18 protein-coding genes, 1 tRNA gene and 1 pseudogene are annotated in these 25,765 nt (G+C 39.6%); 18 read left to right on the forward strand and 2 right to left on the reverse strand.

What is annotated here, in order from left to right; all coding sequences use genetic code 11:
* Positions 1 to 24 precede the first annotated feature (24 nt).
* From LB467_RS01580 to bglX, 5 genes are all read left to right on the forward strand, one after another.
* Complete coding sequence (locus LB467_RS01580; protein WP_224472282.1) at positions 25 to 1,401, forward strand: glucoamylase family protein; 1,377 nt, start codon at positions 25 to 27, stop codon at positions 1,399 to 1,401.
* Between the two features lie 5 nt (positions 1,402 to 1,406).
* Positions 1,407 to 2,405, forward strand: coding sequence for a metallophosphoesterase (locus LB467_RS01585; protein WP_224472283.1), 999 nt, complete (start codon positions 1,407 to 1,409; stop codon positions 2,403 to 2,405).
* A gap of 117 nt (positions 2,406 to 2,522) precedes the next feature.
* The gene (locus tag LB467_RS01590; protein ID WP_224472284.1) at positions 2,523 to 3,320 is read left to right on the forward strand and encodes a carboxylesterase family protein; all 798 of its coding nucleotides are present in this window, start codon (positions 2,523 to 2,525) and stop codon (positions 3,318 to 3,320) included.
* A 50-nt stretch (positions 3,321 to 3,370) separates the two neighbouring features.
* Complete coding sequence (locus tag LB467_RS01595) at positions 3,371 to 5,176, forward strand: family 43 glycosylhydrolase (protein ID WP_224472285.1); 1,806 nt, start codon at positions 3,371 to 3,373, stop codon at positions 5,174 to 5,176.
* A 31-nt stretch (positions 5,177 to 5,207) separates the two neighbouring features.
* The gene (gene bglX, locus LB467_RS01600; protein ID WP_224472286.1) at positions 5,208 to 7,481 is read left to right on the forward strand and encodes a beta-glucosidase BglX; all 2,274 of its coding nucleotides are present in this window, start codon (positions 5,208 to 5,210) and stop codon (positions 7,479 to 7,481) included.
* Positions 7,482 to 8,002: 521 nt separating this feature from the next.
* On the opposite strand, the gene LB467_RS01605 is transcribed toward bglX, so the two are convergent.
* Together LB467_RS01605 and LB467_RS01610 are read right to left on the reverse strand one after the other, a co-directional pair.
* On the reverse strand, positions 8,003 to 10,600 hold the full coding sequence (locus tag LB467_RS01605) for a glycoside hydrolase family 2 TIM barrel-domain containing protein (protein WP_224472287.1): 2,598 nt from the start codon (positions 10,598 to 10,600) through the stop codon (positions 8,003 to 8,005).
* Between the two features lie 66 nt (positions 10,601 to 10,666).
* Entirely contained in the window at positions 10,667 to 11,521 is an 855-nt protein-coding gene (locus tag LB467_RS01610; RefSeq protein WP_224472288.1) for an alpha/beta hydrolase, read from the reverse strand.
* Between the two features lie 228 nt (positions 11,522 to 11,749).
* Between LB467_RS01610 and LB467_RS01615 the strand changes: the two genes are divergently transcribed.
* The 13 genes and pseudogenes from LB467_RS01615 (at position 11,750) to LB467_RS01675 (ending at position 25,674) form a co-directional block, all read left to right on the forward strand.
* Positions 11,750 to 12,181: a GatB/YqeY domain-containing protein gene (locus LB467_RS01615; protein WP_394371753.1), complete on the forward strand. Its 432-nt coding sequence runs from the start codon at positions 11,750 to 11,752 to the stop codon at positions 12,179 to 12,181.
* A gap of 43 nt (positions 12,182 to 12,224) precedes the next feature.
* Positions 12,225 to 12,298, forward strand: a tRNA-Arg gene (locus tag LB467_RS01620).
* An 842-nt stretch (positions 12,299 to 13,140) separates the two neighbouring features.
* A complete protein-coding gene (locus LB467_RS01625) occupies positions 13,141 to 14,661 on the forward strand; it encodes a hypothetical protein (protein WP_224472290.1) in 1,521 nt (506 codons plus the stop codon).
* Positions 14,662 to 14,798: 137 nt separating this feature from the next.
* Positions 14,799 to 16,318: pseudogene (locus LB467_RS01630) on the forward strand (IS1182 family transposase).
* 596 nt (positions 16,319 to 16,914) lie between these two features.
* Positions 16,915 to 17,895 (forward strand): GTP 3',8-cyclase MoaA, encoded by a 981-nt coding sequence (moaA, locus tag LB467_RS01635; RefSeq protein WP_224472291.1) that lies wholly within the window; start codon positions 16,915 to 16,917, stop codon positions 17,893 to 17,895.
* Complete coding sequence (locus LB467_RS01640) at positions 17,892 to 19,070, forward strand: molybdopterin molybdotransferase MoeA (protein WP_224472292.1); 1,179 nt, start codon at positions 17,892 to 17,894, stop codon at positions 19,068 to 19,070. Before moaA ends, LB467_RS01640 begins: the two co-directional genes overlap by 4 nt.
* Positions 19,071 to 19,338: 268 nt before the next feature.
* Positions 19,339 to 19,905 carry a molybdenum cofactor guanylyltransferase gene (locus tag LB467_RS01645; protein ID WP_224472359.1) on the forward strand — a complete coding sequence of 189 codons (567 nt, stop codon included), beginning with the start codon at positions 19,339 to 19,341 and terminating at the stop codon, positions 19,903 to 19,905.
* Positions 19,893 to 20,129 (forward strand): MoaD/ThiS family protein, encoded by a 237-nt coding sequence (locus LB467_RS01650; RefSeq protein ID WP_224472293.1) that lies wholly within the window; start codon positions 19,893 to 19,895, stop codon positions 20,127 to 20,129. Before LB467_RS01645 ends, LB467_RS01650 begins: the two co-directional genes overlap by 13 nt.
* Positions 20,126 to 21,226: a HesA/MoeB/ThiF family protein gene (locus LB467_RS01655; RefSeq protein WP_224472294.1), complete on the forward strand. Its 1,101-nt coding sequence runs from the start codon at positions 20,126 to 20,128 to the stop codon at positions 21,224 to 21,226. The genes LB467_RS01650 and LB467_RS01655 overlap by 4 nt, the downstream gene beginning before the upstream one ends.
* Positions 21,216 to 21,656 carry a molybdenum cofactor biosynthesis protein MoaE gene (locus LB467_RS01660; protein WP_224472295.1) on the forward strand — a complete coding sequence of 147 codons (441 nt, stop codon included), beginning with the start codon at positions 21,216 to 21,218 and terminating at the stop codon, positions 21,654 to 21,656. The genes LB467_RS01655 and LB467_RS01660 overlap by 11 nt, the downstream gene beginning before the upstream one ends.
* Before the next feature lie 17 nt (positions 21,657 to 21,673).
* Positions 21,674 to 22,594: a bifunctional molybdenum cofactor biosynthesis protein MoaC/MoaB gene (gene moaCB / locus LB467_RS01665; protein WP_224472296.1), complete on the forward strand. Its 921-nt coding sequence runs from the start codon at positions 21,674 to 21,676 to the stop codon at positions 22,592 to 22,594.
* Between the two features lie 504 nt (positions 22,595 to 23,098).
* Positions 23,099 to 24,124: a hypothetical protein gene (locus LB467_RS01670; RefSeq protein WP_224472297.1), complete on the forward strand. Its 1,026-nt coding sequence runs from the start codon at positions 23,099 to 23,101 to the stop codon at positions 24,122 to 24,124.
* A gap of 602 nt (positions 24,125 to 24,726) precedes the next feature.
* Positions 24,727 to 25,674 (forward strand): hypothetical protein, encoded by a 948-nt coding sequence (locus tag LB467_RS01675; protein ID WP_224472298.1) that lies wholly within the window; start codon positions 24,727 to 24,729, stop codon positions 25,672 to 25,674.
* Positions 25,675 to 25,765 lie beyond the last annotated feature (91 nt).

The raw sequence follows: 25,765 nt of genomic DNA on the forward strand, positions 1-25,765 counted from the left end.
ACCGAAAACTAAACTATATATCCAATGAGACACTTCAAATCAAGTATCTTTTTTATCGCTTTAATACTTTGCATAGGCTGTAAAAATGAAAATAAAAGTGAAGCAAATAAGGAGAGTGGAAATACAGAATCTGAAACACTTTCAGAAGAAGCCTTGCTGGACACAGTTCAGAAGCAAACCCTTAAGTATTTTTGGGATTATGCAGAGCCAAATTCAGGAATGGCTAGAGAACGCTATCACCCAGATGGGGAATATCCGAAAAATGACGCCCACGTAGTAACTACAGGTGGATCTGGGTTTGGATTAATGGCGATTGTTGCCGGGATGGAACGGGAGTTTATCCCAAGGGATTCTGCGGTTGCACGTTTAGATAAAATTGCAAATTTCCTGGATAATGCTCCTAGATTCCACGGGGTTTGGCCACATTGGCTTAACGGTGAAACCGGCGAAACCCAGGCCTTCAGTGATAAAGATAATGGGGGAGATCTTGTGGAGACTTCATTTTTAGCCCAGGGTTTTATCGTGGTTCGTGAATACCTGAAAAATGGAAACGAAGAAGAAAAAGCCGTTGCTGCAAAATACGATGAACTTTGGAAAGGTATCGAATGGGATTGGTACACTAACAATAAAGATGGACTTTACTGGCACTGGTCGCCTGACTATCAATGGGAAATGGACTTTATGATTGAAGGCTACAACGAGTGTTTGATCACTTATGTAATGGCCGCTTCCTCACCAGATCACGCAATTCACGCAGATGCCTACCATGAAGGTTGGGCTCGTGGAGGAGATATTGTAAGCGATAAAGAAGCCTACGGAATGCCACTAATTTTGAAACATAACACCCGTGGTGATAAAGCCGGTCCGCTTTTTTGGGCGCATTATTCCTATTTAGGATTAAATCCAAAAGGTCTTGAAGATAGATATGCTAATTACTGGGATTTGAATGTAAATCACACTAAAATCAATTATGAATATGCCCAGGAAAATCCGAATGATTTTGAAACCTATAATGAAAATTCCTGGGGTCTAACCGCAAGTTATACCCGTAATGAAGACGATGGAATAGGCTATACAGCCCATTCCCCTGATACTGATCGTGGGGTGGTTTCACCAACTGCTTCGATTAGTTCAATTCCGTATACTCCTGAACTTTCTTTGGGTGCTATGAGGTACTTTTTTGAAGATCAAAACGAATTACTCTGGGGACCAGCCGGTTTTTATGACGCCTACAGTCTTGAAGGCGAAGATTGGGTGGCTCCAAAATACCTGGCTATAGACCAGGGACCACAGGTGGTGATGATAGAAAATTATCGCTCCGGTCTTATCTGGGATCTGTTTATGGGAGCTCCGGAAATACAGGAAGGATTGGAGAATTTAGGATTTAATGTTTCGAATTAATTTATATGAATCACTTTCCATCATATTTCAATAAAAAATGGAGTCTTGCTCTTTTTCTCTTCGTATTTACAAGTATGGGGTATGTATGGGCACAGGAAGAAGCTTTTGAATTTGTAGTGCTCCCGGATACCCAGACTTATGTTGAAGAATATCCTGAAATTTATTTGCACCAAATGCAGTGGTTAGCAAATAATAAGGATAGATTTTCTTTCGCGTTGCACGTTGGCGATATTACCCAGAATAATAATGGAAAAGAATGGGATATCGCTAAAAAGGGTTTCAATTTTATCGATGGAAAAGTTCCTTATTCCTTTGCTTTGGGTAATCATGATATGGGAAGCGAAAGCGGAAAATTTGCCGATACCAGAAATACTTCTTTAGCCAATGCGTTTTTTTCGGTTGATGATTTTCCTAATCTTATAACCTCTTTTCCGGAAGGCAAAGTTGATAATTTATTAAGTGAATTTAAGACAGGCGGCCATAAATGGATGGTACTGTCATTAGAGTTTGGCCCCAGAAATAAAACCATTGCCTGGGCCAATGAATTGATCGCTAAATACCCCGAACATAACTTTATTTTAATAACCCACGCTCACGTTTATGAAGACAGCACCCTTCACGATGGTGAAGACTGGTGGCTGCCCGAAAACTACGGTATTGGAGAAGATACCGGCGAAGAAGCACCCAATAACGGCGGACAACTTTGGGAGAAATTGATTAAAAAGCATGATAATATCTCGATGGTGTTTTCCGGGCATATTCTTAAATCCGGAGTAGGAACTTTAGTAAGCGAAGGAGAAAATGGAAATAAGGTGTACCAAATGCTCGCCAACTATCAGAAAGGCGTTGAAGGTTCAGAAAATGGTGGAAATGGCTTTTTTCGAATCATTAAGGTTAATCCTGAAAATCAAAAGATTGCTGTAAAAACTTATTCTCCATGGCTTGATGAATTTATGGAGGAAGAGGAACATGATTTTACCTTTGAAAATGTATTGTTTGAATAATAGTAGTAAAGGTTTCTGCAAGGTATATAAAACCTTGTGGTATCAGGTCTATGGCGTATAAACGAAACCTCACAGGTTTCAAAAACCTGTGAGGTTTATATAAATGATAAATAAAAAATGAAGAAGAGATTTTTATACATATTAGCGGTTTTTATTTTAATTCTGATGTTAGTTCCGTTTACGGTAGCGGCGCAGGAGCAGGAAGCCTTTAAAAAGCAACATTTTATAAAAGATGCTGATACCTTGAATTATCGCATTTTATTTCCGAAGGATTTTTCTGAAGAAAAAGAATATCCTGTGGTTTTATTTTTACACGGTGCGGGGGAGAGAGGTAGTGACAATCAATCGCAATTAATGCACGGCAGTGAATTATTTCTGAAGAATCAGGAGAAATTTCCGGCTATTGTGATTTTTCCGCAGGCTCCGAAAGATGATTACTGGGCAAAGGTTGAGGTGAATCGGGATACTGTTCCTTTTCAATTCGATTTTATGAATAAAAAGCCTGCAACTAAATCCTTGCAAATGGTGATGGATTTAATGGATGAAATGACTTCCAAAGATTATGTAAATAAAGCCCGAATTTACGTGGGCGGGCTCTCTATGGGAGGAATGGGAACTTACGAACTCATTTATAAAAAACCCGAAATGTTTGCCGCGGCCTTTGCTATTTGTGGTGGTGCAAATCCCGAAATAGCTAAAGAATATCCTCAAGGATTTAATATTTGGCTTTTCCACGGAAAAAAGGATGATGTAGTGCTCTCAAAATATTCTGAAGCAATGGCCCGCGCCATTAATCATTATGGCGGAAATGCTAAACTTTCGCTTTATCCGGACGATAATCATAATAGTTGGGATTCGGCTTTTTCAGAGCCAAATTTATTGCCCTGGCTATTTTCGCATGAACAAACTGAATAGAGAAGGAGAAAAGAATTAGGCAATTAGTAATCTATTTAAGACGGAAAGAGATGAAAAGTTTAAAAAAAATACTTACAACAACGGCCTTTTTATGTAGTGCAATAATATCTGCACAGGAGGTGGTTCCGGAAACTTATATCAATCCTTTGGATATTGACTATTCCTATATGGTTTATAATTCAAGTAAGAATATTTCCTACCGTTCCGGGGCAGATCCTGCGGTAATTGAATTTCGTGGCGAATACTACATGTTTGTCACCCGTTCTTTTGGTTATTGGCATTCCACCGATTTGATCAATTGGGAATTTATTAAACCAAAACAATGGTTTTTTGAGGGATCCAATGCACCAACGGCTTTTAATTATAAAGATTCGCTGGTATATTTTGCAGGCGATCCCGCGGGTTACGGAAGTATTCTTTACACAGATGACCCGAAAAGCGGTAATTGGACACCTACCGCATCAATTACCCATAATATTCAGGATTCAGAATTATTTATCGATGATGATGGGAAAACCTATTTGTATTGGGGCTCGTCAAATGTACATCCTCTTAAGGTGAAAATGCTGAATAAAGACGATCGTTTTCTTGAAACCGGGGTTGAAAAAGAACTTATCAACCTGGTTGAAGAAGAGCACGGTTGGGAACGTTACGGTGAAAATAATTTCCATCCAACTTTAAAGGAAGGATACATGGAAGGTGCCTCGATGACCAAACACGATGGTAAATACTATTTACAGTATGCGGCACCCGGTACACAATTTAATGTGTATGCCGATGCTGCTTATATTGGAGAAACCCCGCTTGGACCTTTTACTTACATGAAAAATAATCCAATGAGTTTCAAGCCCGGCGGTTTTGCGAATGGGGCAGGCCATGGGATCACAATGAAACAAACCAACGGACAATACTGGCATTTTGCCACTATGGCCCTGGCTTCCAACTCTCATTGGGAACGCAGGCTATCTATGTTTCCCACCTATTTTGATGATGAAGGTTTGATGTACAGCATTACCAGTTATGGAGATTATCCGCTGTATGGTCCAAATCATCCCACTAAAGCTGGCCTGCATAATGGTTGGATGTTATTGTCCTACAAAGGAAAAGCCACTGTCTCCTCTTCTATGAAGCAGACAAGAAAAAGTACTTCTACCGATGGGGATTTTGATATTACCGAAATGCCGCTGGAAAAAAATAGTGAAGGTGAAATTATTTCGAAGTTGTTAACCGATGAAAGCCCGAAATCCTTTTGGGTTGCTGAAGCTAATGATGATAAGCAATGGGTTGAGATCGAAATGCTTTCTCCCGGAAATATATATGCTTTTCAATTGAATTTTCATGATGAGGAGTCGGGCATTTATACCCGTACCGAAGGCCTGCGACACCGATTCACCCTGGAGGTTTCAGAAAATGGTACAGATTGGAAAACTGTTGTAGACAGAAGTAAAAGTTATAAAGATGCGCCGAATGCCTACATACCCCTAAATCAACCCGTAAAGGGAAAATACGTACGTTACAATAATGTGGAAGTTCCCGGGAAAAACCTGGCATTATCTGAAATAAGGGTATTTGGTAAAGGTTTAGGAAAGAAGCCTGCACCGGTGAAGGGGTTTACAGTATCCCGGGAGGAAGACCGAAGAGATGCTTCCTTTATGTGGAAACCGGTAAAAGGAGCTCAGGGCTACAATATCCGCTGGGGTATAGCACCAGATAAATTATACCATTCCTGGTTAATTTACGATGAAAATGAACATTTTATGCGCAATCTGGACCGTGATACTGAATATTACTTCAGTGTTGAGGCATTCAATGAAAATGGAATTTCAGAAAGATCTGAAATATTACATATAGAATAAAAATTTTGTTGATTATATAAACCAAATGAAAATGAGAAAAATATTTCTATTACTTGGCCTGATAATTTGTACAGGAACTTCGGTTCTGCAGGCACAAACGCAAATTCCCGAAGTAGAGGAATTACTGGGTAAAATGACCCTCGAAGAGAAGATTGGTCAGTTAAACTTATTAACCCCAGGTGGTGGAGTTGCCACCGGATCGGTGGTGAGTGAAGATGTGGAAGCCAAAATAAGGGAAGGTAATGTTGGAGGCGTTTTTGGCGTTTCCAGCCCCGAAAAAGTTAGACAGGCCCAGAAGCTTGCCGTAGAGAATTCACGTTTGGGTATTCCATTGTTAATCGGATCTGATGTTATTCACGGTTATAAAACCACATTCCCAATTCCACTCGGACTTTCTTCCAGCTGGGATATGGAATTAATAAAGGAAACCGCACAAATAGCTGCAAAAGAGGCGACGGCCGATGGAATAAACTGGAACTTTTCTCCAATGGTAGATATAGCTCGCGATCCGCGTTGGGGTCGAATTGCAGAAGGCGCCGGGGAAGATCCTTATTTGGGTTCTCAGATAGCAAAAGCAATGGTAGAAGGCTACCAGGGTGATGATTTTACAGCGCCGCATACAATGATCGCCACTGTGAAGCATTTGGCGCTTTATGGAGCTTCTGAAGCTGGTCGCGATTACAACTCGGTAGATATGAGCAAGATTAAAATGTTCAATGAATATTTACCACCTTACAAAGCTGCGGTAGATGCGGGCGTAGCCAGTGCAATGACTTCCTTTAACGATATTCACGGGGTTCCGGCCTCAGGAAATAAATGGTTAATTACCGATTTGTTTCGGGAGCGTTGGGGTTTTGAAGGTTTTGTAGTCTCAGATTATACTTCGGTAAATGAAATGATTGCCCACGGAATGGGAGATCTTCAGGATGTTTCAGCATTAGCCATAAACGCCGGACTTGATATGGATATGGTGGGTGAAGGTTTCTTAACTACATTGAAAAAATCTGTAGACGAAGGAAAAGTTTCCGAAGAACAAATTACCAAAGCGGCTCGTAGAATTCTGGAAGCCAAACATAAACTTGGACTTTTAAACGATCCTTATTTATATTCAGATGAAACCAGACCTGAAAAGGATATTCTTTCCGAAGAAAATAGAGCAGTAGCGCGAAAAGCCGCGAGGCAATCATTTGTTCTGCTTAAAAAACACGAAAATACGCTTCCATTGGCTAAGGATGCAAAAATCGCATTAGTAGGGCCATTGGCAAATAACAAGAATAATATGCTGGGAACCTGGGCACCAACCGGGGATCCTCAGCTTTCTATTCCGGTTTTGGAAGGTTTAAAAAATGTAGCCCCGGATGCTGAAATTTCTTATGCTAAAGGTGCAAATATTAGTAACGATACTACTTTTGCTAAAAATGTAAATGTTTTTGGTCCTCGGATCGAGATTTCAGAAGAATCTTCTGAAGCTTTGATTGAAGAAGCTTTACAGCTTTCTGAAAATGCCGATGTAATTGTTGCCGTGGTCGGAGAAGCGACCGAAATGAGTGGGGAAGCCGCTAGCCGAACCAATCTTAATATTCCTGAAAGTCAGCAACAAATGATTAGGGAATTGGTGAAAACCGGAAAACCGGTAGTTTTAGTGCTTATGAGTGGTCGCCCGCTAGTGATTTCAGAAGAAATGGAAATGCCGGTAAGTATCCTTCAGGTTTGGCATCCCGGGGTGGAAGCAGGAAATGCGATAGCCGATGTGCTTTTTGGAGATTATAACCCTTCAGGAAAACTAACAGCTACCTGGCCAAGAAATGTTGGGCAAATCCCAATTTATTATAGTATGAAAACCACCGGAAGACCGGCAGCTTCTCCATCAGAATTCGAGAAATTTAAATCGAATTATTTAGATGTTGAAAATACACCGCAATTGCCTTTTGGTTACGGACTTTCCTATACCGATTTTGAATATGGCGAAACTATAGCGAGTGCCGATGAATTAAGTGAAACCGGAAGTATCACAATTACTACAACAATTACCAATACCGGAGATTATGATGGGGAAGAAGTAGTGCAATTGTACACTCACGATAAGGTAAGAAGCATCACGCCACCAATGAAAGAATTGAAAGCGTTTAAAAAGGTGAGTTTAAAGAAAGGAGAATCTAAAGAAGTGAGTTTTGAAATTACCACTGAAGACCTGAAATTCTATAACGCAGATTTGGAATTTGTAGCTGAACCCGGGGAATTTGAATTTTTCGTGGCCGGAAGTTCAGACCACGAATTTACTGGAACCTTTACTGTAGTGGAGTAGATTTTTTATTAATGCGAAACGCGGAGGTACCCTACTATCTCCGAGTTTAATCCCGCTTCGGCGGGATTTTTTGTTTTAGGCTTGAACCTGAGAAAAATGTTAAGTCCGGATTTATACCGCTCCTCTGGAGCTCCAGGAAAGCTTTTCTTTTTATAAATATATCGAGGCTGTCTATAAAGTAATTTTAATCGTCATTCTGAACTTGTTTCAGAATCTAAGTTGTTGATATTCAAAACATGTTAGAAGCTGAAACAAGTTCAGCTTGACGAAACTAGATCTTTTTAGACAGCCTCTTTCTATAGCTGAATTCCTTCAATTAATAGGCCCAAGGAAAAACCCTCATCCTTTTTTCTGTATGTAAAATGCCACTCCTATGGGGCTCTGAAAACCTTATTGGTTTTTTTCTATAAATATGCCACTCCTACGGAGTTGATTCTTTATAAAAGCCTCAGCGAGGCGGTATATTTATAGAAATAGCAGATTGTTTTGAAAAGAGCTCCAGAGGAGTGAAATCATTTTCGCTACAATTTCTCCAATTTAATCCCGGATAACAATGCCTTTCCTGAGTTCTCATCAAATTCTACTGAAATCCCGTTCTCGGATTTTATCTCATAAGAAATTTCCACAGCCCGAATTCTTCCGTAATCACGGGCAAGGTTGAGGTCTTTGGAAAGTGTTTTTCCATTGATCTTCACATCAAAACTTCTTAAACCTGTGGTTTCTTTCTTTTGGGCCTCACTTAGGTTATAAATATTCTCTTCGGAAGCATTGAATTCAGGTTCGGCAAAAAGCAGGGTGACACGGTATTTTCCTTTTTTTACATCGAACTTATAAGCCTCAATTCCTTCCCGCATTGTTTGATATAGCGGATCGTTTTCTGTACCCTGAATATCTGAAGCAGTTCCCTGAAACTTACTGTCATTTTTCTGATAGATGCTACCACCAACATACCCAAAACTACCATCCTTGTATTCCTGGTCACTAATCCAGATCTCTCCGGTGGTTTCATCGGTGAAATTTACGTGTGTCCCAAGGTTTACCAAAATGCTATTTTCATCAATTTCAGAAACAAGGTTTTTTCTGAATTTGACCTCAATTTCCCGGGAATGAGAAACGCTTCCATCAGTCACAATTAACTGATGTTTACCTTCTGGAAGGGAAAGTTCAAAAACAGCGATTCCGTCTTCAACTTCCGAAGTAAATTCAGTATCATTTACATTCAACTTTACTTCTTCGGCATTAGAAAATATGGTGATTTCCAGGCTGTCATTTTCATCTTTTGGATATCGTTTTTCGTAATTCTTCCCGGCGATATAAATAAAAGCTTCTTTGAGCAACCTCGCCTGGTAATAATGGTAAATATCCTTTTTGCTACGATCTATATTAACCAAACCTTTCTGGTTAATGTACGGCCGTGAATCCTGCCTAAAGGACGATCCGAAATCGGCGAAATTCCACGCGGTCATTCCAAATACATAATCGCGTTCCTGCACCTGGTTTAAATAACTTCTATGTAGTTTTAACTGATAAGCTTCAGAAAAATCCCAGGGTTTTGGCTCATCGGTTTGTAATCTGGAATCGGCACCGGGACCGTATTCAGAAATAAATAATGGACGATTAGGATAGCGTCTGTGTTGTTTATCTAAAAACTCTCCAAAACTTTCAAGGCCCGGGGAGTACCAACCAAAATAAAGGTTCCAGCCAATAACATCTGGGATATCTGCAATTCCCGATTCGTTATATAATTCATTTTCGTGCAAAGCCATCACGCTTAATCGATTGGGATCCAGTTTTTTGGTTTCTTTCTCCAGTTTTTCGGCCAGTTCCACCGAAGTTTTGATCTTGGCTTCTTTTTCTTCTTCGGTTATCTGATTATTAAAAACCAGCCTGATAAAGATCTCGTTCATAATACCCCACATCACGATGGATGGATGATTAAAAAACTGCAGAATCTGTTCTCGCTGCATTTTAAGGGAAACCTCGTGATAAGCATCGGTATCGGTAACATCGTTGATAACGGGCACCTCGGTCCACACCAGCAAACCAAGCTCATCGCAAATTTTATAAACCTCGGGATCTTGTGGATAATGGGCGGTGCGAATCACATTTGCCCCCATTTCCTTGATGGTTTTATAATCTGATCTATGAAGTTGGTTAGGCAATGCGTTGCCTAAACCTTCAAAATCCTGGTGGCGGTTAGCGCCAATAAGTTTTATGGGTTCTCCGTTCAAGACAAAGCCTTTTTCGGTACTCACTTCAAACCATCTTAATCCGAACCTTGAATCTATTTCGTCTAAAATTTCTTCTGAATTCTCCTCGGAGATCTTTGCTACCGCTTCATATAAATTTGGAGCTTCCGGTGACCATAATTCGGGATTATTGATCTCTTTGCTGAAATTAACTGATTTAGTTTCACCCTGTGAAAGCTGAACTTTTTTGCTTAAAGTTTCAATTTTTAGTTTTTCAGGATTAAAAATATCGACGCTAACCTGAAGGTTCTTCGCTGCTTGAGAATGATTTACGATTTGAGTTTCAAAAGTTACATGGGCCTTTTCCGCAGAAACTTCAGGGGTTTTAATCAGCATATTCCCGGTAGCTTCATTTTCGAGTTCAAAATGTATTTCGTCGGTAAGGATGAGTTCTAGATCACGATATATTCCGCCGTAAAAATTGAAATCGGCATCCAGAGGTGGAATATCAGTGTTATGGGTATTATCTACTTCAATCCTGATCTCGTTTTCTTCTCCGATTTTTAAAGTTTCAGAAATGTTGAAAACAAATCCGGTGTATCCGCCGCGATGTGCGCCCACCTTTTCATCATTAACAAAAACCGTAGTAATTTGATTACTACCTTCAAATTTTAAAAAGGCCCTTTTTTGCTCCCATTCCTGCGGAACAAAAATTGTTTTTTTATAAGTTCCTTTTCCGCGGAAATATTCTTTCCCATCCTGAAAGGCATCTTCAGCATTCCAGGTATGCGGAATATTGACGATCTCAGTTTTGTTATCTTTTTCCAAAGAAAATTCCCAGGCCGAATTAATGCTTTGAGTATTTCGTTGAGCATGGAGGTTGGAACTCCAAATTAGACTTATAGCTAAAAAATAGAAAAAGGTTTTCATAGTATTAGGATAAAAAAATTATTATTTCAGGATTTCAATTTGCTGTTTTTCATCATTTAAAAACACCTAATTAAAGAATTCAAAAATTTTAGGGAAATAGTCAAAAGGCATTCCTGAATGTTCGTGTTTTCCGCCTTCAAAACTATAAAGTAAATAAGAAGTATTCAATTTTCTCAGTTTTTCAGTAATCGTTTTGGAACCATCCAGCATAATATAGCCCGGTTTGTCGCGATCACACCAATGGTGCGGACCGGTTGCATAGGGCACGAGATTGTCTTTGGTTCCGTGGAAAAACACTCCTGGAATTGCATTTTCTTTAGTAATGTACCGAGCATCTACGATGGCGCCGGCAAGGGAAAAAACTCCGGCGAAATCGAAATTCTTATAATTTGAAAAATCCTCAAACATTAATCGTTCGTTATACACCGCGTTAAGAACCGCTTCGGCCCCGGCGCTGCTTCCACCAACAATTATTTTTGAAGGATCGATGTTATATTCTTTCTGATTTTGAACCATATAATTAACGGCGTCCATAAAATTTTCAGCAGCCAGTTTAAAGGTTTCCATTTTACCGGAAGCTTCATAATCGCAACCAAAAGACTCACCTTTTCTGGTTAATCTATAAGAAATCTGAACGATTACATATCCTTTTTTTGCAGCAATTTCGGCAAATTTAACTTCTGCCGGATTGGTACGGCTGCCCCCAGAAAATCCGCCGCCGTGCATAAAGATAATCAGTGGCCTCTGCTGCATCGTGTCTTTTTCGGGCTGATAAATATCCAGCTTTAATGCTTCCCCGCTTTTGTTGGCATAGGTTTTAGTTTCAGTATGTTTCAACGGAAAGGAATCATCTATAAATCGCTGTTGCGCTGAAATTGAAAAGCTTAGCAAAAACAGGCCGATTAAAATGGACTTTTTCATAGGGTCAGATATTTTACACAGTCTCAAGATACTTAATTTTGCAGGGAGAATAAGTGGGGATTTTAATTTTAATATTTTATCTTCGCTGCAAAGATTACCGCCTTTACTGAAATAAATTCAGCATAGGCCGCGAAAATGACACTATTAAGATTTCCGCCTATACTGAAATAAATTCAGCACAGGCTGCGGAAATGACAAAAGTTATATATGAGTTTACAGGATAAAGTAATGGCAGAGATGAAAGCTGCTATGAAAGCTAAAGACAGCGAAAAGCTGGAAGCTTTACGATCGGTTAAAAGTGCTATTTTACTGGCCAATACTGAAAGCTCTGAGAAAGATGGATTGACTGAAGATGAAGAGCTGAAGATTTTGCAGAAACTGGTAAAACAGCGCAAGGAGAGTGCTGTGATTTACAGGGAGCAAAACAGGGCAGATCTAGCCGAACCTGAAGAAAACCAGGCGGCTGTAATTGAATCTTTTTTACCAGAGCAGTTAAGTGAAGCTGAAATTGAAGCCAAAGTAGACGAGATCATCACCAAAACCGGAGCCAGCGGAATGCAGGATATGGGAAAAATTATGGGGATGGCCAGCAATGAATTAGCCGGTAAGGCAGATGGCAGAAGGATTTCTACAATTGTTAAAAGTAAATTGAGTAAATAATTATCGAGACCTCACAGGTTTTCAAAACCTGTGAGGTCTAATAGGCCCCGTGGCGCAACTGAATAGCGCATCAGATTTCGGCTCTGAGGGTTGCAGGTTTGAATCCTGCCGGGGTCACTTAAAACAGAAAGTCTACACGGGAGTGTAGACTTTTTTATTTTCCGGAAAAGCTGAGCTTGCTCAACGCTTTGTAGGGAAATAAAAAAGTAAGCTGCCCGGATGGCAGGATGACTTTCTATTTTCATGCGGGAGCCCAAAGGAAAAACGAAGTTAATCCTGCCGGGGTCATAACATGTCGAGAGAAGTAGGGCGCAACCACTTGTATTTAAAGAGGTTGCGCTTTTTCTTTGGGGTTAATTCTGCTTTTTTAGTTCACATATAGTCCACAATTAATTTTTTTAGCTTTTTTCTGGGATCAGGCCTAAAGGGGATCAAGTCTAATTGTTGTGTTTATGCAAAAATTGTAGGTAATCTGTACAAAAAGAATTCTACATTTTTCACTCCTCTAGACTGACTTCTAACGGTTTTTATTTGGATCAAACCTAAATATTGCAAAATGATCAATACGGGAAGAATTTAGTGGGCAACACATAGTTAATCTTAATTTTTTACTATAAAATTTTAATTATTTCTCAATTTTGAGAATGATCTCTGATTGATTTCTGTAAATACAATTATTCCTTCTCTTTCCTATTTCAAAGCTTTCTCCAGAGTATTATTCGAAACTAACAGGATGTATTCCCTATCAGAGGAGGTATAAATACCGTTAATTATTATGTAAAGTTCATTGGGCTTATCGTACAACAAACAGTTAAAATCAAGCCAATAGGGGAATTCCCTCATTTCATCCCCTTGTGATTGATATTATCTTTAGAATGTCAAAAAAATACTTGAATTGATATCAAACGTAGGAATTACAATTAACCATTATAAATATTAATAACTAAATTTTATTAACAATGAGAAATTTTAAATTAAAATTGATGTATTTGGCAGCGTTTGCCTTAATTTTTACCTCCTGTAGTAAGGATGAAAACACCGTGAACAACGATCAGGAAAGTGTTACGCTTACATTCGGAACTGCTCTCCAGGATTTCAGTAGAGCTATGACGAACAAAGAACATGCAGGAGCTGATGTAGGTGAATGTATTGACGGAAACCCTGCTTTTGCACAAATCACTATTGAACATGGAGATAATAATACAGAAGTAACGGTTGTAGTACCTATATTAGAGGATACCAACGGATATTCTACTGCTTATGATGAAGATCTGGAAATTCCGGTAGCTTCAGGCGAAACACATGTTTCTGTTACTCTTATGGACTTTGTGGTTTGGACGGATGATGACAATGACGGGGAACCGGATAATGTTTTATGGGTCGCTCCTAAAGTTGGAAGTGAGTATGCCCATTTCGTTGCAAATCCTTTAGGTGGAGATGCCAGTACCTGGAATTTAAGGGCGGGATCAAAAACCTATCTTGATGTGGAAGTGCTATGTGTTGATGACAGAGATGTAAATCTATATGGATATCAATTCTTTGATATTGAAGCAACTGAAGCTATCGAGTTCTGTATATTTGGAAACTACTGTGACGAAGACGGAAGACACTATCCCGCAATGTACAGTGTGAATGTATGGTCTTTTGAGAATGGAGAAAAAGGCGATATGCTTTACGAAAACCTTCAAAATACAATGGATATTGAGGACGGAGATTATTATACTTCCCCGATATGTATGTTTTTACCTGACAGGGCCGGTATGGACGAGTATTATTTTGAAATTACCTTGCGTAATTCAGATGCCTACGAAGATGTAGAAGAAAGAATAATAAGAGCCGGAGTTATCAACGATGGTGATGTAAGAGATCTAATGGATGGAGATGACAACGTAGACTACTACCACTTTCAAGCAGGAAATTGCGGTGATATTGAGGATTCCCCAGCATTATTAAATTCAGATATCTATTTTACTCCTCTTTCTTCTATGAATAATAGTGGAGTAAACGGTACAGCAACTCTTTTGTTAATGGAAAATTCATTAACCGTAAAAATAAGGGCTACTGGTTATGAGTCAAACATGATACATCCTCAGCATATCCATGGTTTTGAAGATGGCTCCAATGCGGTTTGTCCTCCTCCATTTGGATCACCGGAATTTATGGCCGCCGATACTAATAATGATGGCGTAATAGATCTTGTGGAAGGTATACCATTTTATGGTCCGGTTTTACTTAATCTTTTTGAGCCTGTAAATACTTGGCCTGTAGCCGATGCCAGTGGAAATGTAGATTATGAGCGAACCTTTGAACTTGGAGAAGAAGAGTTTGAGGAAGAAGGTGAGGTTATCAGTTTGGAAAACCTATTGCCATTGGAAAATCGTACAATTGTTCTTCATGGGATGACTTTTGAAGGAGAATATGACGCTACACTTCCCGTAGCCTGTGGAGAAATCATTCAGGTTTACAATGGACAGGATTAATAGTTAAATAATATATAAAGATTAGGTACGAAGAACAAGCTGTCTCATTAATTTGAGGCAGTTTTTTTGTTTTATAGCTGTATTGGATTGCATTTTTACTGGGATTTTCGTATTTTTAAGTACTGATAATCACATAAATGAGCCATAAATTTAAGGATTACAACCAGCAACAAAATTGGCTATTACCACCCTCCATTGAAGAATTGATTCCCTAAGACCATCCGGTTAGGATCGTCAATGGAGTAATTGAGCATTTGGATCTCCAGCCATTGATAAAAGCCTATAGTCAAGACGGTCAACCCAGTTATCACCCTAAGATGATGTTGAAGGTGATGGTCTATGCTTATATGGATAATACCTATTCCAGTCGGAAGATTGAGAAGGCCATGCGTGAGAACATCAATTTCATGTGGCTTTCAAATAAACAGGTAGCCGATCATAATACCATAGCTCGCTTTAGGAGTAAAAAACTCAAAGATGTATTTTAAGCAGGTAGTTTTGTTGCTTGCCCAGGAAGGCTTGGTTACTTTAAAGCAAGTGTATACCGATGGGACTAAGATCGAATCTGTGGCCGGACGATACACTTTTGTCTGGGGTAACGCTATAAAGACCCGCAAAGAGAAAATGATGCAGCAACTTGAAGAAATGTGGGAGTATGCCCAGAGCATTGCTGATGAAGAAGACCAGGATCCTACTCCTCCGGATTTTAAAAAAGTCGATAAAGAGAAGGTGGAGAAAACGGCTCAAAAGATTAATAAAATACTCAAAGGGAATGACAAGGCCAGTTCCAAGGCAAAAGCTAAAGCCCGTTACATTGTAAAGAACTTTGCTGCTAACCTGGAGAAGTATGAACAACAGAAAGAAGCTCTTGGTAATCGAAACAGCTATAGCAAGACCGATCCGGATGCAACCTTTATGCGCATGAAAGAGGATCATATGAAAAACGGGCAACTCAAGCCCGGTTATAATGTACAGATAAGCTCTGAAGACCAGTTTATTGTTAACTACACTTTGCATCAGGACACCAATGACATTCATACCTTAAAACCCCACCTGGAGCGTTATGAATATCTATACCAGAATGCGCCTGAATCCCTTACTGCCGATGCTGGTTATGGAAGCCAGGAAAATTTTGAATTGTTATCCAATAAAGGGATCCATGCATATGTAAAGTTCAACACCTTCGATAAAGAACAGAATGTTGCGGGGAAGAAAAGAAAGAAAACTCCTTTCCACAGGGACACCCTTCATTATAATGAGAAGGAAGACCATTATGTATGTCCCATGGGACAGCGGATGGATAAAATATCTGAGAATACCAAAGCCACAAAATCCGGTTACAAGCAAACCTATAGCAAGTATAGAGCACAAAACTGCATGGGCTGTCCAATAAGAGGCGCCTGTTTTAAAGGGAAAAGCAATCGCATTGTCGAGCGCAATCATATCCTGGAGCAATACACAAAAAGCCAGGGAAGCCCTATTATCTGAAATAGGGGAAATAAATCGAAGAAAACGGACAGCTGATGTGGAACCGGTCTTTGCACATATCAAATACAACAGAAATTTTAAAAGATTTACTCACCGATGGCTCGATAAAGTAGAATTAGAGTTCGGATTATACGCTCTGGCCCATAACATTAGAAAGAAGAGTGCTTAGAAACACTCATCTATATATTTTCTATCAAAAAAATCCAATGTCTAGTTGAAAAAATCTATCTAATAAAAAAACCGCCTCATTTTGGTAAATGAGACAGCTCCTTTTATTTTCCGGAAAAGCTGAGCTTGCTCAGCGATTTGTAGGGAAATAAAAAAGTAAGCTGCCCGGAGGGCGGGGTGACTTTCTATTTTCATGCGGGAGCCCAAAGGAAAAACGAAGTTAATCCTGCCGGGGTCTTATACATTGTTATCCCAACAACTAAAACCCTTAAGCAATCATGGGGTTTTATTTTTAGCAAACCGTGGATCTTACCGTAGCCTACGTTTAATCGGTACTCCAGGGTTATATTGTTTTCCGGCTATAGTATTAAGACTGCTTGTTGGAAGAAAATGAAATTACAATGGGAAGATTTTTTCATTTGAAATTCACGGAGAAAAAAAAAATTCTTACATTATGATTTTTATTAGAAGAATGAATGACACCCCAGCTTATCTTTGTGGTAAATATCACAAAGATGAGGATGAAATGAAATACCCCCTGATTTAATGGGGGTGTTGAGCATTTGAAGAGGAAACCAGATACTAAACCAGGAGTGAATGTTAGTAGACAAACATAAAAGAATACACGATTATTTAAGGATTTCGCTTACAGATAGCTGCAATTTTCGTTGCCAGTACTGTATGCCCGATGAGGACATACAATGCTTACCCAATAAACATCTCATGCAGGTTGATGAGATTGAAAAAATTGCAAGCATTTTCGTGAATCTGGGAGTTAATAAAATTCGGCTTACAGGGGGGGAACCCCTTGTTAGAAAGGAGTTCAGGGAGATTTTATCCCGACTCTCAAAATTTCCGGTAGAAATAAGTCTTACCACCAATGCTGTTCTTGTTCATAAATTTATTGACGACTTTAAAGCCGCTGGGATACGCTCAGTGAATGTTAGCCTAGACACCCTGAACGCAGAAACTTTTAAAAAGATCACCAAAAGAGATCAGTTTGATTTAGTATGGCGAAATATACAATTGCTGCTGGAAGAAGGCTTTAGGGTAAAGATTAACGCAGTAGCTATTGAGGGTGTGATTGAAAAGGAAATCCTTGATTTTGTGGAAATCACAAGGGATTTGCCCTTACATGTTCGCATGATAGAATTTATGCCTTTTGAAGGAAATCACTGGAACAGCAAGAAAGTAATTACAGCGACGCAAATGCTGCAATGGGCGGAAGCGGAATATGATATGGTGAAATTAAAGGATAAACCTCATGCTACCGCCAAAAAATACAAAGCCATTGGCCACGAAGGTACCTTTGCCTTTATCACGACTATGACAGAACATTTTTGTGGCGATTGCAACCGTATGCGGATCACAGCCGATGGAAAGATGAAGAATTGTCTTTTTGGGAAAGATGAGATGGATTTACTGGGGACCCTAAGAAAGGGCGAAGATATAGAACCGCTTATCAGGTTATCAGTTATACGCAAACACGCAGTGATGGGAGGGCAGTTTAATAAATCGTATAAAGATACTAGTACCTCTCAACTTGAGAACCGAAGCATGATTAGGATTGGCGGATGATTTCAGTAGAACAGGCTAAAAAGATTCTTTCTGAAAACTCAGAAAGGGGACAAATTAAAGAGATCGCTCTTGGGGAATGTCTTGGATTGGTGCTTTCAGAGAATATATATTCTCCCATTGATGTTCCCTCCTTTGATAATTCAGCTATGGACGGCTATGCAATGAATTTTGAAGGGCATAATGAGGAGTGGGAAGTTTCAAATGTGATCCAGGCAGGAGATACTTCAGAAACCATTATTTCCCCGGGTAAAGCAGCCCGTATCTTTACAGGAGCAAAGATTCCGAAGGGGGCCAATACCGTAATTCCGCAAGAGCTAATAGAAGTAATCAAAGAAGGCCAAATAGCCTACAGTGGAGATAAGATATCTATTGGGAGTAATATAAGGCTAAAAGGATCCCAGTCTGAAAAGCATACACAAATACTTGAAAAAGGCCAGGTCCTGGGAGCCGGACAAATAGGCCTCCTCGCTTCGGTTGGGGTAGCAAAGGTAAAAGTTTGGACTACGCCCCGGGTAGGTTATATAGTTACGGGTAATGAGTTGAAAGAACCGGGTACCCCTCTAAGAGAAGGTGAGATATATAATTCCAACGGGCCTATGCTTGAAGCTCTTTTAAAAGAGAATGGAGTTAAGCAAATCCAGGGATATAAAGCCTCTGATGACAAAAACAGCCTTCAAAAAATTATTGATCGCGCTCTTTCTGAAAATGATATTCTCTTGCTTAGTGGCGGAATTTCTGTTGGGGATTACGATTTTGTTGAGGATTGTCTGAAAACAGCAAAGGTACGGGAGCTTTTCTATAAAATAAAACAGCGTCCGGGAAAACCATTGTTCGTCGGAAAAAAAGAGAAAAAGATGGTTTTTGCCCTACCTGGAAACCCGGCTTCGGTTCACAGTTGTTTTATACAATACGTTAGACCTTCCATAAGATTCTGGTTGGGTAAAAACGCAGTATGGGACGCCGACCACCAGTTAACACTTGCCGAAGACGTGGAGAAAAAACCGGGTTTAACTTATTTTATGAAAGGAAAAAAAACAGGGGGAGAAGTGTCACTTTTAAAAGGACAACAATCCTTTAATTTACAGGCCTTTGCCACTGCAGAATGCCTGCTCGAATTACCCGGGGAAAATGAGGTGGTAACTGCGGGAACCATAGTAAACGTTTACGATCTTTAAGTGTCTTTAGCTTTTAGGACAGTACGGGATTTAATTTAATTCTGATTATGGTCCCTTCGTTTTAATCCCTCATTGAGGGTTTAATTCCCCCGAGGCCTGCCCGAATCATTCAGGCGGGCTTGCCTCGAAATTATAAAATAGTTTTCCAATTTATACCTCATGGGCATGACCTGAGGTTTCTGATTATAAGGCTTTTGAAACAGCGGTTAACTCTCATTTTGACGGGATCACCTATTAAATAAAACTCTTTCTGAAAAATTATCCAAACATAGAAGCCTTTGTACTCGCAGGAGGGAAAAGCAGTCGTATGGGGCGCGATAAAGGCCTGGTACGATTAAACGAACAGCCCATGATTTTACATGTGCTTAAGGAATTGCAAATACTGGGAATATCCACTAAAATTATTGCGAACAATCCTGCCTATAAAAAGTTTATGCTTCCCGTTTATAGTGATGTCATTCCTAAAAAAGGCCCTATGGGTGGTTTGCTTACCGCTATGGAAAATACAAAGGCAAAAATGGTTATCCTCCTTGCCTGCGATATGCCTTTTGTTACCGCCGGAGCAATAGAATTGCTCCTGGAAAATGCAAATAATAGGCAGATAATCGCCTCTGTGTATAATCAAAAAATAAATCCCCTGTTTAGTATCTATCCTGTAATTTTAAAGGAAAATATTAAGAAAAGCATAGCTGTAAGAGAACTAAAAATGACCGATTTCATTCTGAAAAATGAACACGTTTTGTTACCTTTCCAGAACGAGAGTTCGGGTAAGATATTCAAAAATATCAATACAGAAAAAGAACGAAAAGAAGCAGAAAAGAAATGGAAAAATTAACCGTAAAAGCTTTTGGTATAATCGCTGAAAAATTGCCGGAGCAGGAATTTTATTTTCCACAGCAGCAGGATACCGAAGAATTATTAAACAGTCTCTATGATGAATATCCGGATCTAAGGAATATGGACTTTTCCCTGGCGGTGAACCAACAGCTTATACAGCAAAATACTCGCCTGCGAGGGAACGAGGAAATTGCCCTATTACCACCATTTTCAGGGGGATGAATAGATTTTCACGCCAAACCATATTGCCCGGTTTTGGGATAGAAGGACAGCAAAAACTCTCCGACGCCCGCGTTCTTGTGGTAGGAGCCGGGGGATTGGGTTGTCCTGCTCTCCTGCACCTTGCGGCTGCCGGAGTGGGTACTATTGGAATAGTTGATGGGGATACTATAAGTGAGTCTAACCTTAATAGACAAACGCTTTTTGGACACCAACATACAGGTAAGCCTAAATCCTCTACTGCAGCCGAAATTCTTAAGGAAAAATATCCGGATTTAAGTTTTGAAGTTTTTTCTGATTATCTGAATACGAATAATGCCCTGGAGGTAATCTCTTTGTTTGATGTAGTGGTAGACGGGACAGATAATTTTGGCACCCGTTATCTTATTAATGATGCCTGTGTACTACTTAAAAAACCCCTGGTAATGGGCGCTATTTATCAATATGAAGGGCAGGTGATGGCTTTTAATTTTGGGCAGATTGCATTGAACTATCGGGATATTTATCCCAATCCGCCCAGACGGGATCAAATTCCCAATTGTGCTGAGACCGGGGTTTTAGGTGTTCTTCCGGGTATTATAGGAACGCTTCAAGCCGCGGAGGTAATAAAAATACTTTCGGGAGTAGGAAAAGTACTTGCAGAAAAAATACTTTTTTTCAATCTTAAGAATTCATCATTTTACGAAGTGGCCATACAGGCTAATCCTAGCGGCAGGAATAATCTTCCTGATTCTGAAGAAGATTTTCGTAGCAGGGATTACAACATCAACTGCGGACTCGCAGAGAGCATAAATTGGGAAAAGGCTATGGATTGGACGCTAAATATGAATGATAGCCTACTGGTAGATATCAGGGAAACCGGAGAAAAGCCATTACTGGAAAAGGAATTTTTAACCAGGATCCCAATGAAAAAAATAAAGGAGAACGCTGCAGCTCTCTCAGCTTATGAGAATATTCTTCTGGTTTGTGCGTCGGGGCAACGCAGCCGGCAACTGGCACACGAACTGAAACAGCAATTTCCCGAAAAGAAAATATTTTCGGTAGAAGGAGGTATTTTGCATCCTTCTTCACCTTTAAATTTGAATAAAAATGACACGTAAACCTAAAAATATATTTGTAGAAGGACCTATTTCTTCAGAAAAGATAGCCCAATCTATTCAAAATCATAGCGCCAAAACCAATATAGGAGCTCATTCTATTTTTTTGGGGCAGGTGCGGGCCGATGAAAAGGAGGGTAGCGTAGTGAGCGCCATAGAATATACAGCTTATGAAGAGATGGCCCTTCTAAAGGCATTTGAAATTCGGGAAGCCATATTTGAAAAATATGAGCTTACCTGTATGCATATTTATCACAGCCTGGGGGAAGTGAAAACCGGGGAAATATGCCTGTTTGTATTTACATCCTCCAAACACAGGGAAATGGCAATAGATGCTTGTGAAGAACTGGTAGAAAGGATTAAAAATGAGCTACCGGTTTGGGGAAAGGAACTTCTTGAGAACCAGGGAGAAAAATGGAAAGTGAATACCTAGATATTGAATAGATAAAAATGGTAAATATTACTCATAAAAGCAATACGCTTCGAAAGGCAATAGCGCAAGCTGTGGTTAAGGTAAGCAGCCTTGATACGATTAGGGCGGTGGAGGAGAAAAAAGTTCCCAAAGGGGATGTGTTTGAAATGGCGAAAACAGCAGGACTTTTTGCGGCAAAGCGCACCAGTGAAATGATTCCCGATTGCCATCCCTTACCGGTTGAATATACAAATATTACCTACAATATTGAAGACCTCGAGGTTTATATTAATGTTGAGGTACATACTATTTATAAAACAGGGGTTGAGGTGGAAGCCATGCATGCAGCATCAGTAGTTGCCCTCACTATGTACGATATGCTAAAGCCTATAGATAAAGGAATAAGTATTGAAAAAATTAAGCTTCTGGAGAAAAAAGGCGGAAAAACCGATTACCGCAAGGTAGTTGAGGAAAATCAAATTTCAGCAAGTGTCATTGTCTGTTCCGATTCAATTTCAGCGGGGGAGAAGCAGGATAAGGCAGGAAAGGTTATCATGGAAAAGCTAAAAGCTTATCAGGTAATAGTAGAAGATTACCGGGTTATTCCAGATGAGAAAGAAACAATTCAAAGCCTTGTAAAAGAAAAATGCCATAAAAAAGTAGATCTGGTGATTTTAACCGGGGGTACCGGCCTATCTCCCCGGGACGTAACCCCGGAAGCTATTCAACCATTACTAGAACGCCCTATCCCGGGAATTGAAGAGGCCATAAGAGCCTACGGACAGGATAGAACACCTTATTCTATGCTTTCGCGTTCGGTTTCGGGATTAATAGGAAACACCCTTGTACTTGCTCTGCCAGGCTCTACGAAGGGTGCTGAAGAATCTATGGATGCAGTTTTTCCCGCAATCATGCATATTTTTAGAGTGATGGCAGCTTTTAAGCACGACCGGGACTAAATAATTCTTTTTTATAAATTCTAAAAATATCTCAAAAGCCTCAATTTAACCTGGTGGTCAGGAACATGGGGGCATAATTTAATTTCTTCCGGTTTTTTAGGAATACTTCAATTTTAGTTTTTACTATTTCAGAATCGCGGGGAGGGGGGGAGTCTATCGGCCGCATGTAATCAATATTCCCCCTTAAAATTTCCAGCATCATTTTATTAGGGAAGTCAATATCTTTTCGGCTGAGCCGTGGTATTGGCACCTTCAATAGTATAAGTTCTTATGCTTATTTTAAGCTTGCTCCTCTCTTCTTTCTTTCTGATTAGAATTAAAAATGAGCCAACTTAACTTCCAACGAATTTAAACTTCGAAAAATTAAAATCTTCAAACCTAAATTTTGCATTTATTTTTTATTCTAATTTATTGTTAAAAAGTGTTTTTATAAGTGTTAAATAAAGCAATATTATATGAATAATGTTATAGTAGTTAATAAATTGTTGTAAAAATAATATTATTATGGCAACAAAGTATACGAACACCGGAGGTTTTGAGGAAAAAATTAGAAGAAATTCCTGGGGAGCAATTTTCGCTGGCGCACTTACTGCACTCGCAGTAGCCTTCTTATTAAATTTATTAGGACTTGGTATTGGCTTAAGTTCTATAAACCCGATGACAGAATCTGATCCTCTCGCGGGATTGGGCACCGGAACAATAATTTGGTGGGGTTTGTCTAATCTTGCTGCACTTTTCGTTGGGGGTATGGTAGCAGGCAGGATGTCTGGATTTACTTCGGGAGCAGATGGGGGTCTACACGGATTTTTGGCCTGGGCACTATATGCCGTTGTTACATTTTATTTTCTTACTTCTACAGTAGGTTCTATAATGAGTGGTTTGGGTAACACCGTATCTTCATTGTTTGGTGGAGATAACTCACAGCAGATAACCGTACAGGTAGATGAGGCAGAGCAGCAATCACAGGAAAAAGCTAACTTAACTTTAGAAAAAGTAAAGCAAGAAGTATTGCAGGTTGTTAGCACAGCAGAGCGATACGATGTATTGCCAGAGGATGCTACTGAGGAAACCCGAGAAAGTATTTCGGAAACCGATTCAAAGGTAAAAGGCTTAATAAGATCTATGGATATAGAAGAGTTCTTTAACGACCTGGAATTTGATATTAATGAAGAAGGTGGCCTGGAAATAAACCTTGAGGGTGATGGTGAATATCTAAAGAAAGAGGAGCTTAAAGAATACCTCACCCAAAATAGCGATCTAAGCGAGACTGAAATTGACCGAATGGTCCAGAATTGGGAACAGCAAATTGAGGAAGCAATAAATGATGCCGAAGAATTTTACGCAGATGCTAAACAGAAAGCGGTAGAGTTTAGCGACAAATTCACTGATGCCGTAGGTACTTTTAGTATCATTGCATTTGGTGTGCTACTGCTTGGGGCCTTAGCTGGTTTCTTTGGAGGAACTTTTGGTTCACCCGAATATACCGTAACTAAAGAACGCCGTGTAAAGGAACAAAAGGGAACATACTAAATAATGATTTAACAGAATAAATGTATTTAATTGAAACTTTGAAAGCGGGATTTTCTAAAAAGAAAACCCCGCTTTTTTTGATTAAATGCTAGTTCTTCAGGATGGACCACCTTCAGGTATAAAAACAGGAGTCATGATATTTTGATTAAAACCGGGTTTATGCCTTTATTGTTGAAGCTCCCCAACCAGTGAGCAAGGAAATGTTGGAGGTTTTTACAGTGCCGTCAGGCAGATAATGTAAAGGTGCATCCTTACAAAAAGATCATTAGCAAAAGTTAATGATCTTTTTGTTCTTATTTATTAAACACTTGATGCATAGTTTCGATGTAACCTCTTAAGATTTATTCAACTATCTACATTTTAGTATATTAGATCAAATATTCCTGTCGAGGCCATTTTAATCCCTACACTTTTTCTCGCAGGTTGGAATTTTAGGGCTATTCTTCTGCCCTTTGCCTGAAAGTATTTTTTAAACCCCAATTGAAAAAACATTTTTAATACGCAGGTCATGATTTTTAATTCAGATTTAAAAGGGAAGTGAGACGGAAAAAACCACAACTTTAAAAAAAAACCGATAGATCAATATTTTAAACCTATATGCCATGGAAACAATATTTAAAAATTATTTCGTATGTATCATTTTTTTGGTTTCTCTGCTGTTTTCCGGTACAAATTCTTGGGCCCAGGAAGCAAGAGTACAGAAAACAATAGCATATGAACAGGATACTCTATCTGATGTAGTAGAAATAACTGCAACAGATTACGCCTTTGATGCACCTAAGGAAATAGAATCCGGGTGGACAACTTTCGAGTACAAAAATGAAGGGAATGAACCACATTTCCTGTTCCTGACTAAGATACCGGAAGGTTTAACTTTTGATGCATATGCGGGGGATGCACTTGTGCCATTTAACGCAGTCTGGTATGCGATGAGGGATGAAGGAATAAGCACTGAGGAAGTTATGGAGAGACTGGGAGCACAAATGCCCGAATGGTTCTGGACTCTGGAGTTTGCAGGAGGGGCCGGTCTTATATCTCCCGGCAGGATCACAAATGTGACCCTGAACCTGGAACCCGGTATATACGCTATGGAGTGTTATATGAAAACCGAAGATGGAGAATTACACTCCATGGAAGGAATGCTGCGAGAGCTCAAGGTAACCGATACGCCATCAGAGGCAGCTGCCCCAGAGGCAGATATCGCCATCACGCTTTCAAATTTTGAAATGGCAATCGATGGCAATCTCTCTCCCGGTAATCATACCATCTCCGTTCATGTGGCAGAGAATCCGGAAGAAGGATATGGCCATAATGTACATGTTGCTCGCCTTACAGAAGACACTGACGCACAAGAGGTGGCTGAATGGATGAACTGGTTTGATGTTAATGGCCTGCAAAACCCCAGTCCGGTAATTTTTATTGGAGGTATGCAACTGCTTCCTGAAGGTGGTACCGGCTACTTTAGTTTGGATCTGGAACCTGGCCAATATCTATTCTATTCCGAATACACCGGTTATTTAGGAGTTGCAAAGGAAGTAACTGTGGAATAGAAGAGAGTTTAGAAGGTTTTATATCATTCCATTATGGTTGTTTAATAGGAATTTAAGCTGTGACAAAAGTCATTGATACAAAGCCTTTTTA

This window comes from Salegentibacter tibetensis (assembly GCF_020164485.1).
Classification (GTDB): Bacteria; Bacteroidota; Bacteroidia; order Flavobacteriales; family Flavobacteriaceae; genus Salegentibacter; species Salegentibacter tibetensis.

Coding starts and splice junctions, on each gene's coding strand:
- LB467_RS01580 (WP_224472282.1), top strand. CDS start 25: ATGAGACACTTCAAATCAAGTATCTTTTTTATCGCTTTAATACTTTGC.
- LB467_RS01585 (WP_224472283.1), top strand. CDS start 1,407: ATGAATCACTTTCCATCATATTTCAATAAAAAATGGAGTCTTGCTCTT.
- LB467_RS01590 (WP_224472284.1), top strand. CDS start 2,523: ATGAAGAAGAGATTTTTATACATATTAGCGGTTTTTATTTTAATTCTG.
- LB467_RS01595 (WP_224472285.1), top strand. CDS start 3,371: ATGAAAAGTTTAAAAAAAATACTTACAACAACGGCCTTTTTATGTAGT.
- bglX (WP_224472286.1), top strand. CDS start 5,208: ATGAGAAAAATATTTCTATTACTTGGCCTGATAATTTGTACAGGAACT.
- LB467_RS01605 (WP_224472287.1), bottom strand. CDS start 10,600: ATGAAAACCTTTTTCTATTTTTTAGCTATAAGTCTAATTTGGAGTTCC.
- LB467_RS01610 (WP_224472288.1), bottom strand. CDS start 11,521: ATGAAAAAGTCCATTTTAATCGGCCTGTTTTTGCTAAGCTTTTCAATT.
- LB467_RS01615 (WP_394371753.1), top strand. CDS start 11,750: ATGGCAGAGATGAAAGCTGCTATGAAAGCTAAAGACAGCGAAAAGCTG.
- LB467_RS01625 (WP_224472290.1), top strand. CDS start 13,141: ATGAGAAATTTTAAATTAAAATTGATGTATTTGGCAGCGTTTGCCTTA.
- moaA (WP_224472291.1), top strand. CDS start 16,915: ATGTTAGTAGACAAACATAAAAGAATACACGATTATTTAAGGATTTCG.
- LB467_RS01640 (WP_224472292.1), top strand. CDS start 17,892: ATGATTTCAGTAGAACAGGCTAAAAAGATTCTTTCTGAAAACTCAGAA.
- LB467_RS01650 (WP_224472293.1), top strand. CDS start 19,893: ATGGAAAAATTAACCGTAAAAGCTTTTGGTATAATCGCTGAAAAATTG.
- LB467_RS01655 (WP_224472294.1), top strand. CDS start 20,126: ATGAATAGATTTTCACGCCAAACCATATTGCCCGGTTTTGGGATAGAA.
- LB467_RS01660 (WP_224472295.1), top strand. CDS start 21,216: ATGACACGTAAACCTAAAAATATATTTGTAGAAGGACCTATTTCTTCA.
- moaCB (WP_224472296.1), top strand. CDS start 21,674: ATGGTAAATATTACTCATAAAAGCAATACGCTTCGAAAGGCAATAGCG.
- LB467_RS01670 (WP_224472297.1), top strand. CDS start 23,099: ATGGCAACAAAGTATACGAACACCGGAGGTTTTGAGGAAAAAATTAGA.
- LB467_RS01675 (WP_224472298.1), top strand. CDS start 24,727: ATGGAAACAATATTTAAAAATTATTTCGTATGTATCATTTTTTTGGTT.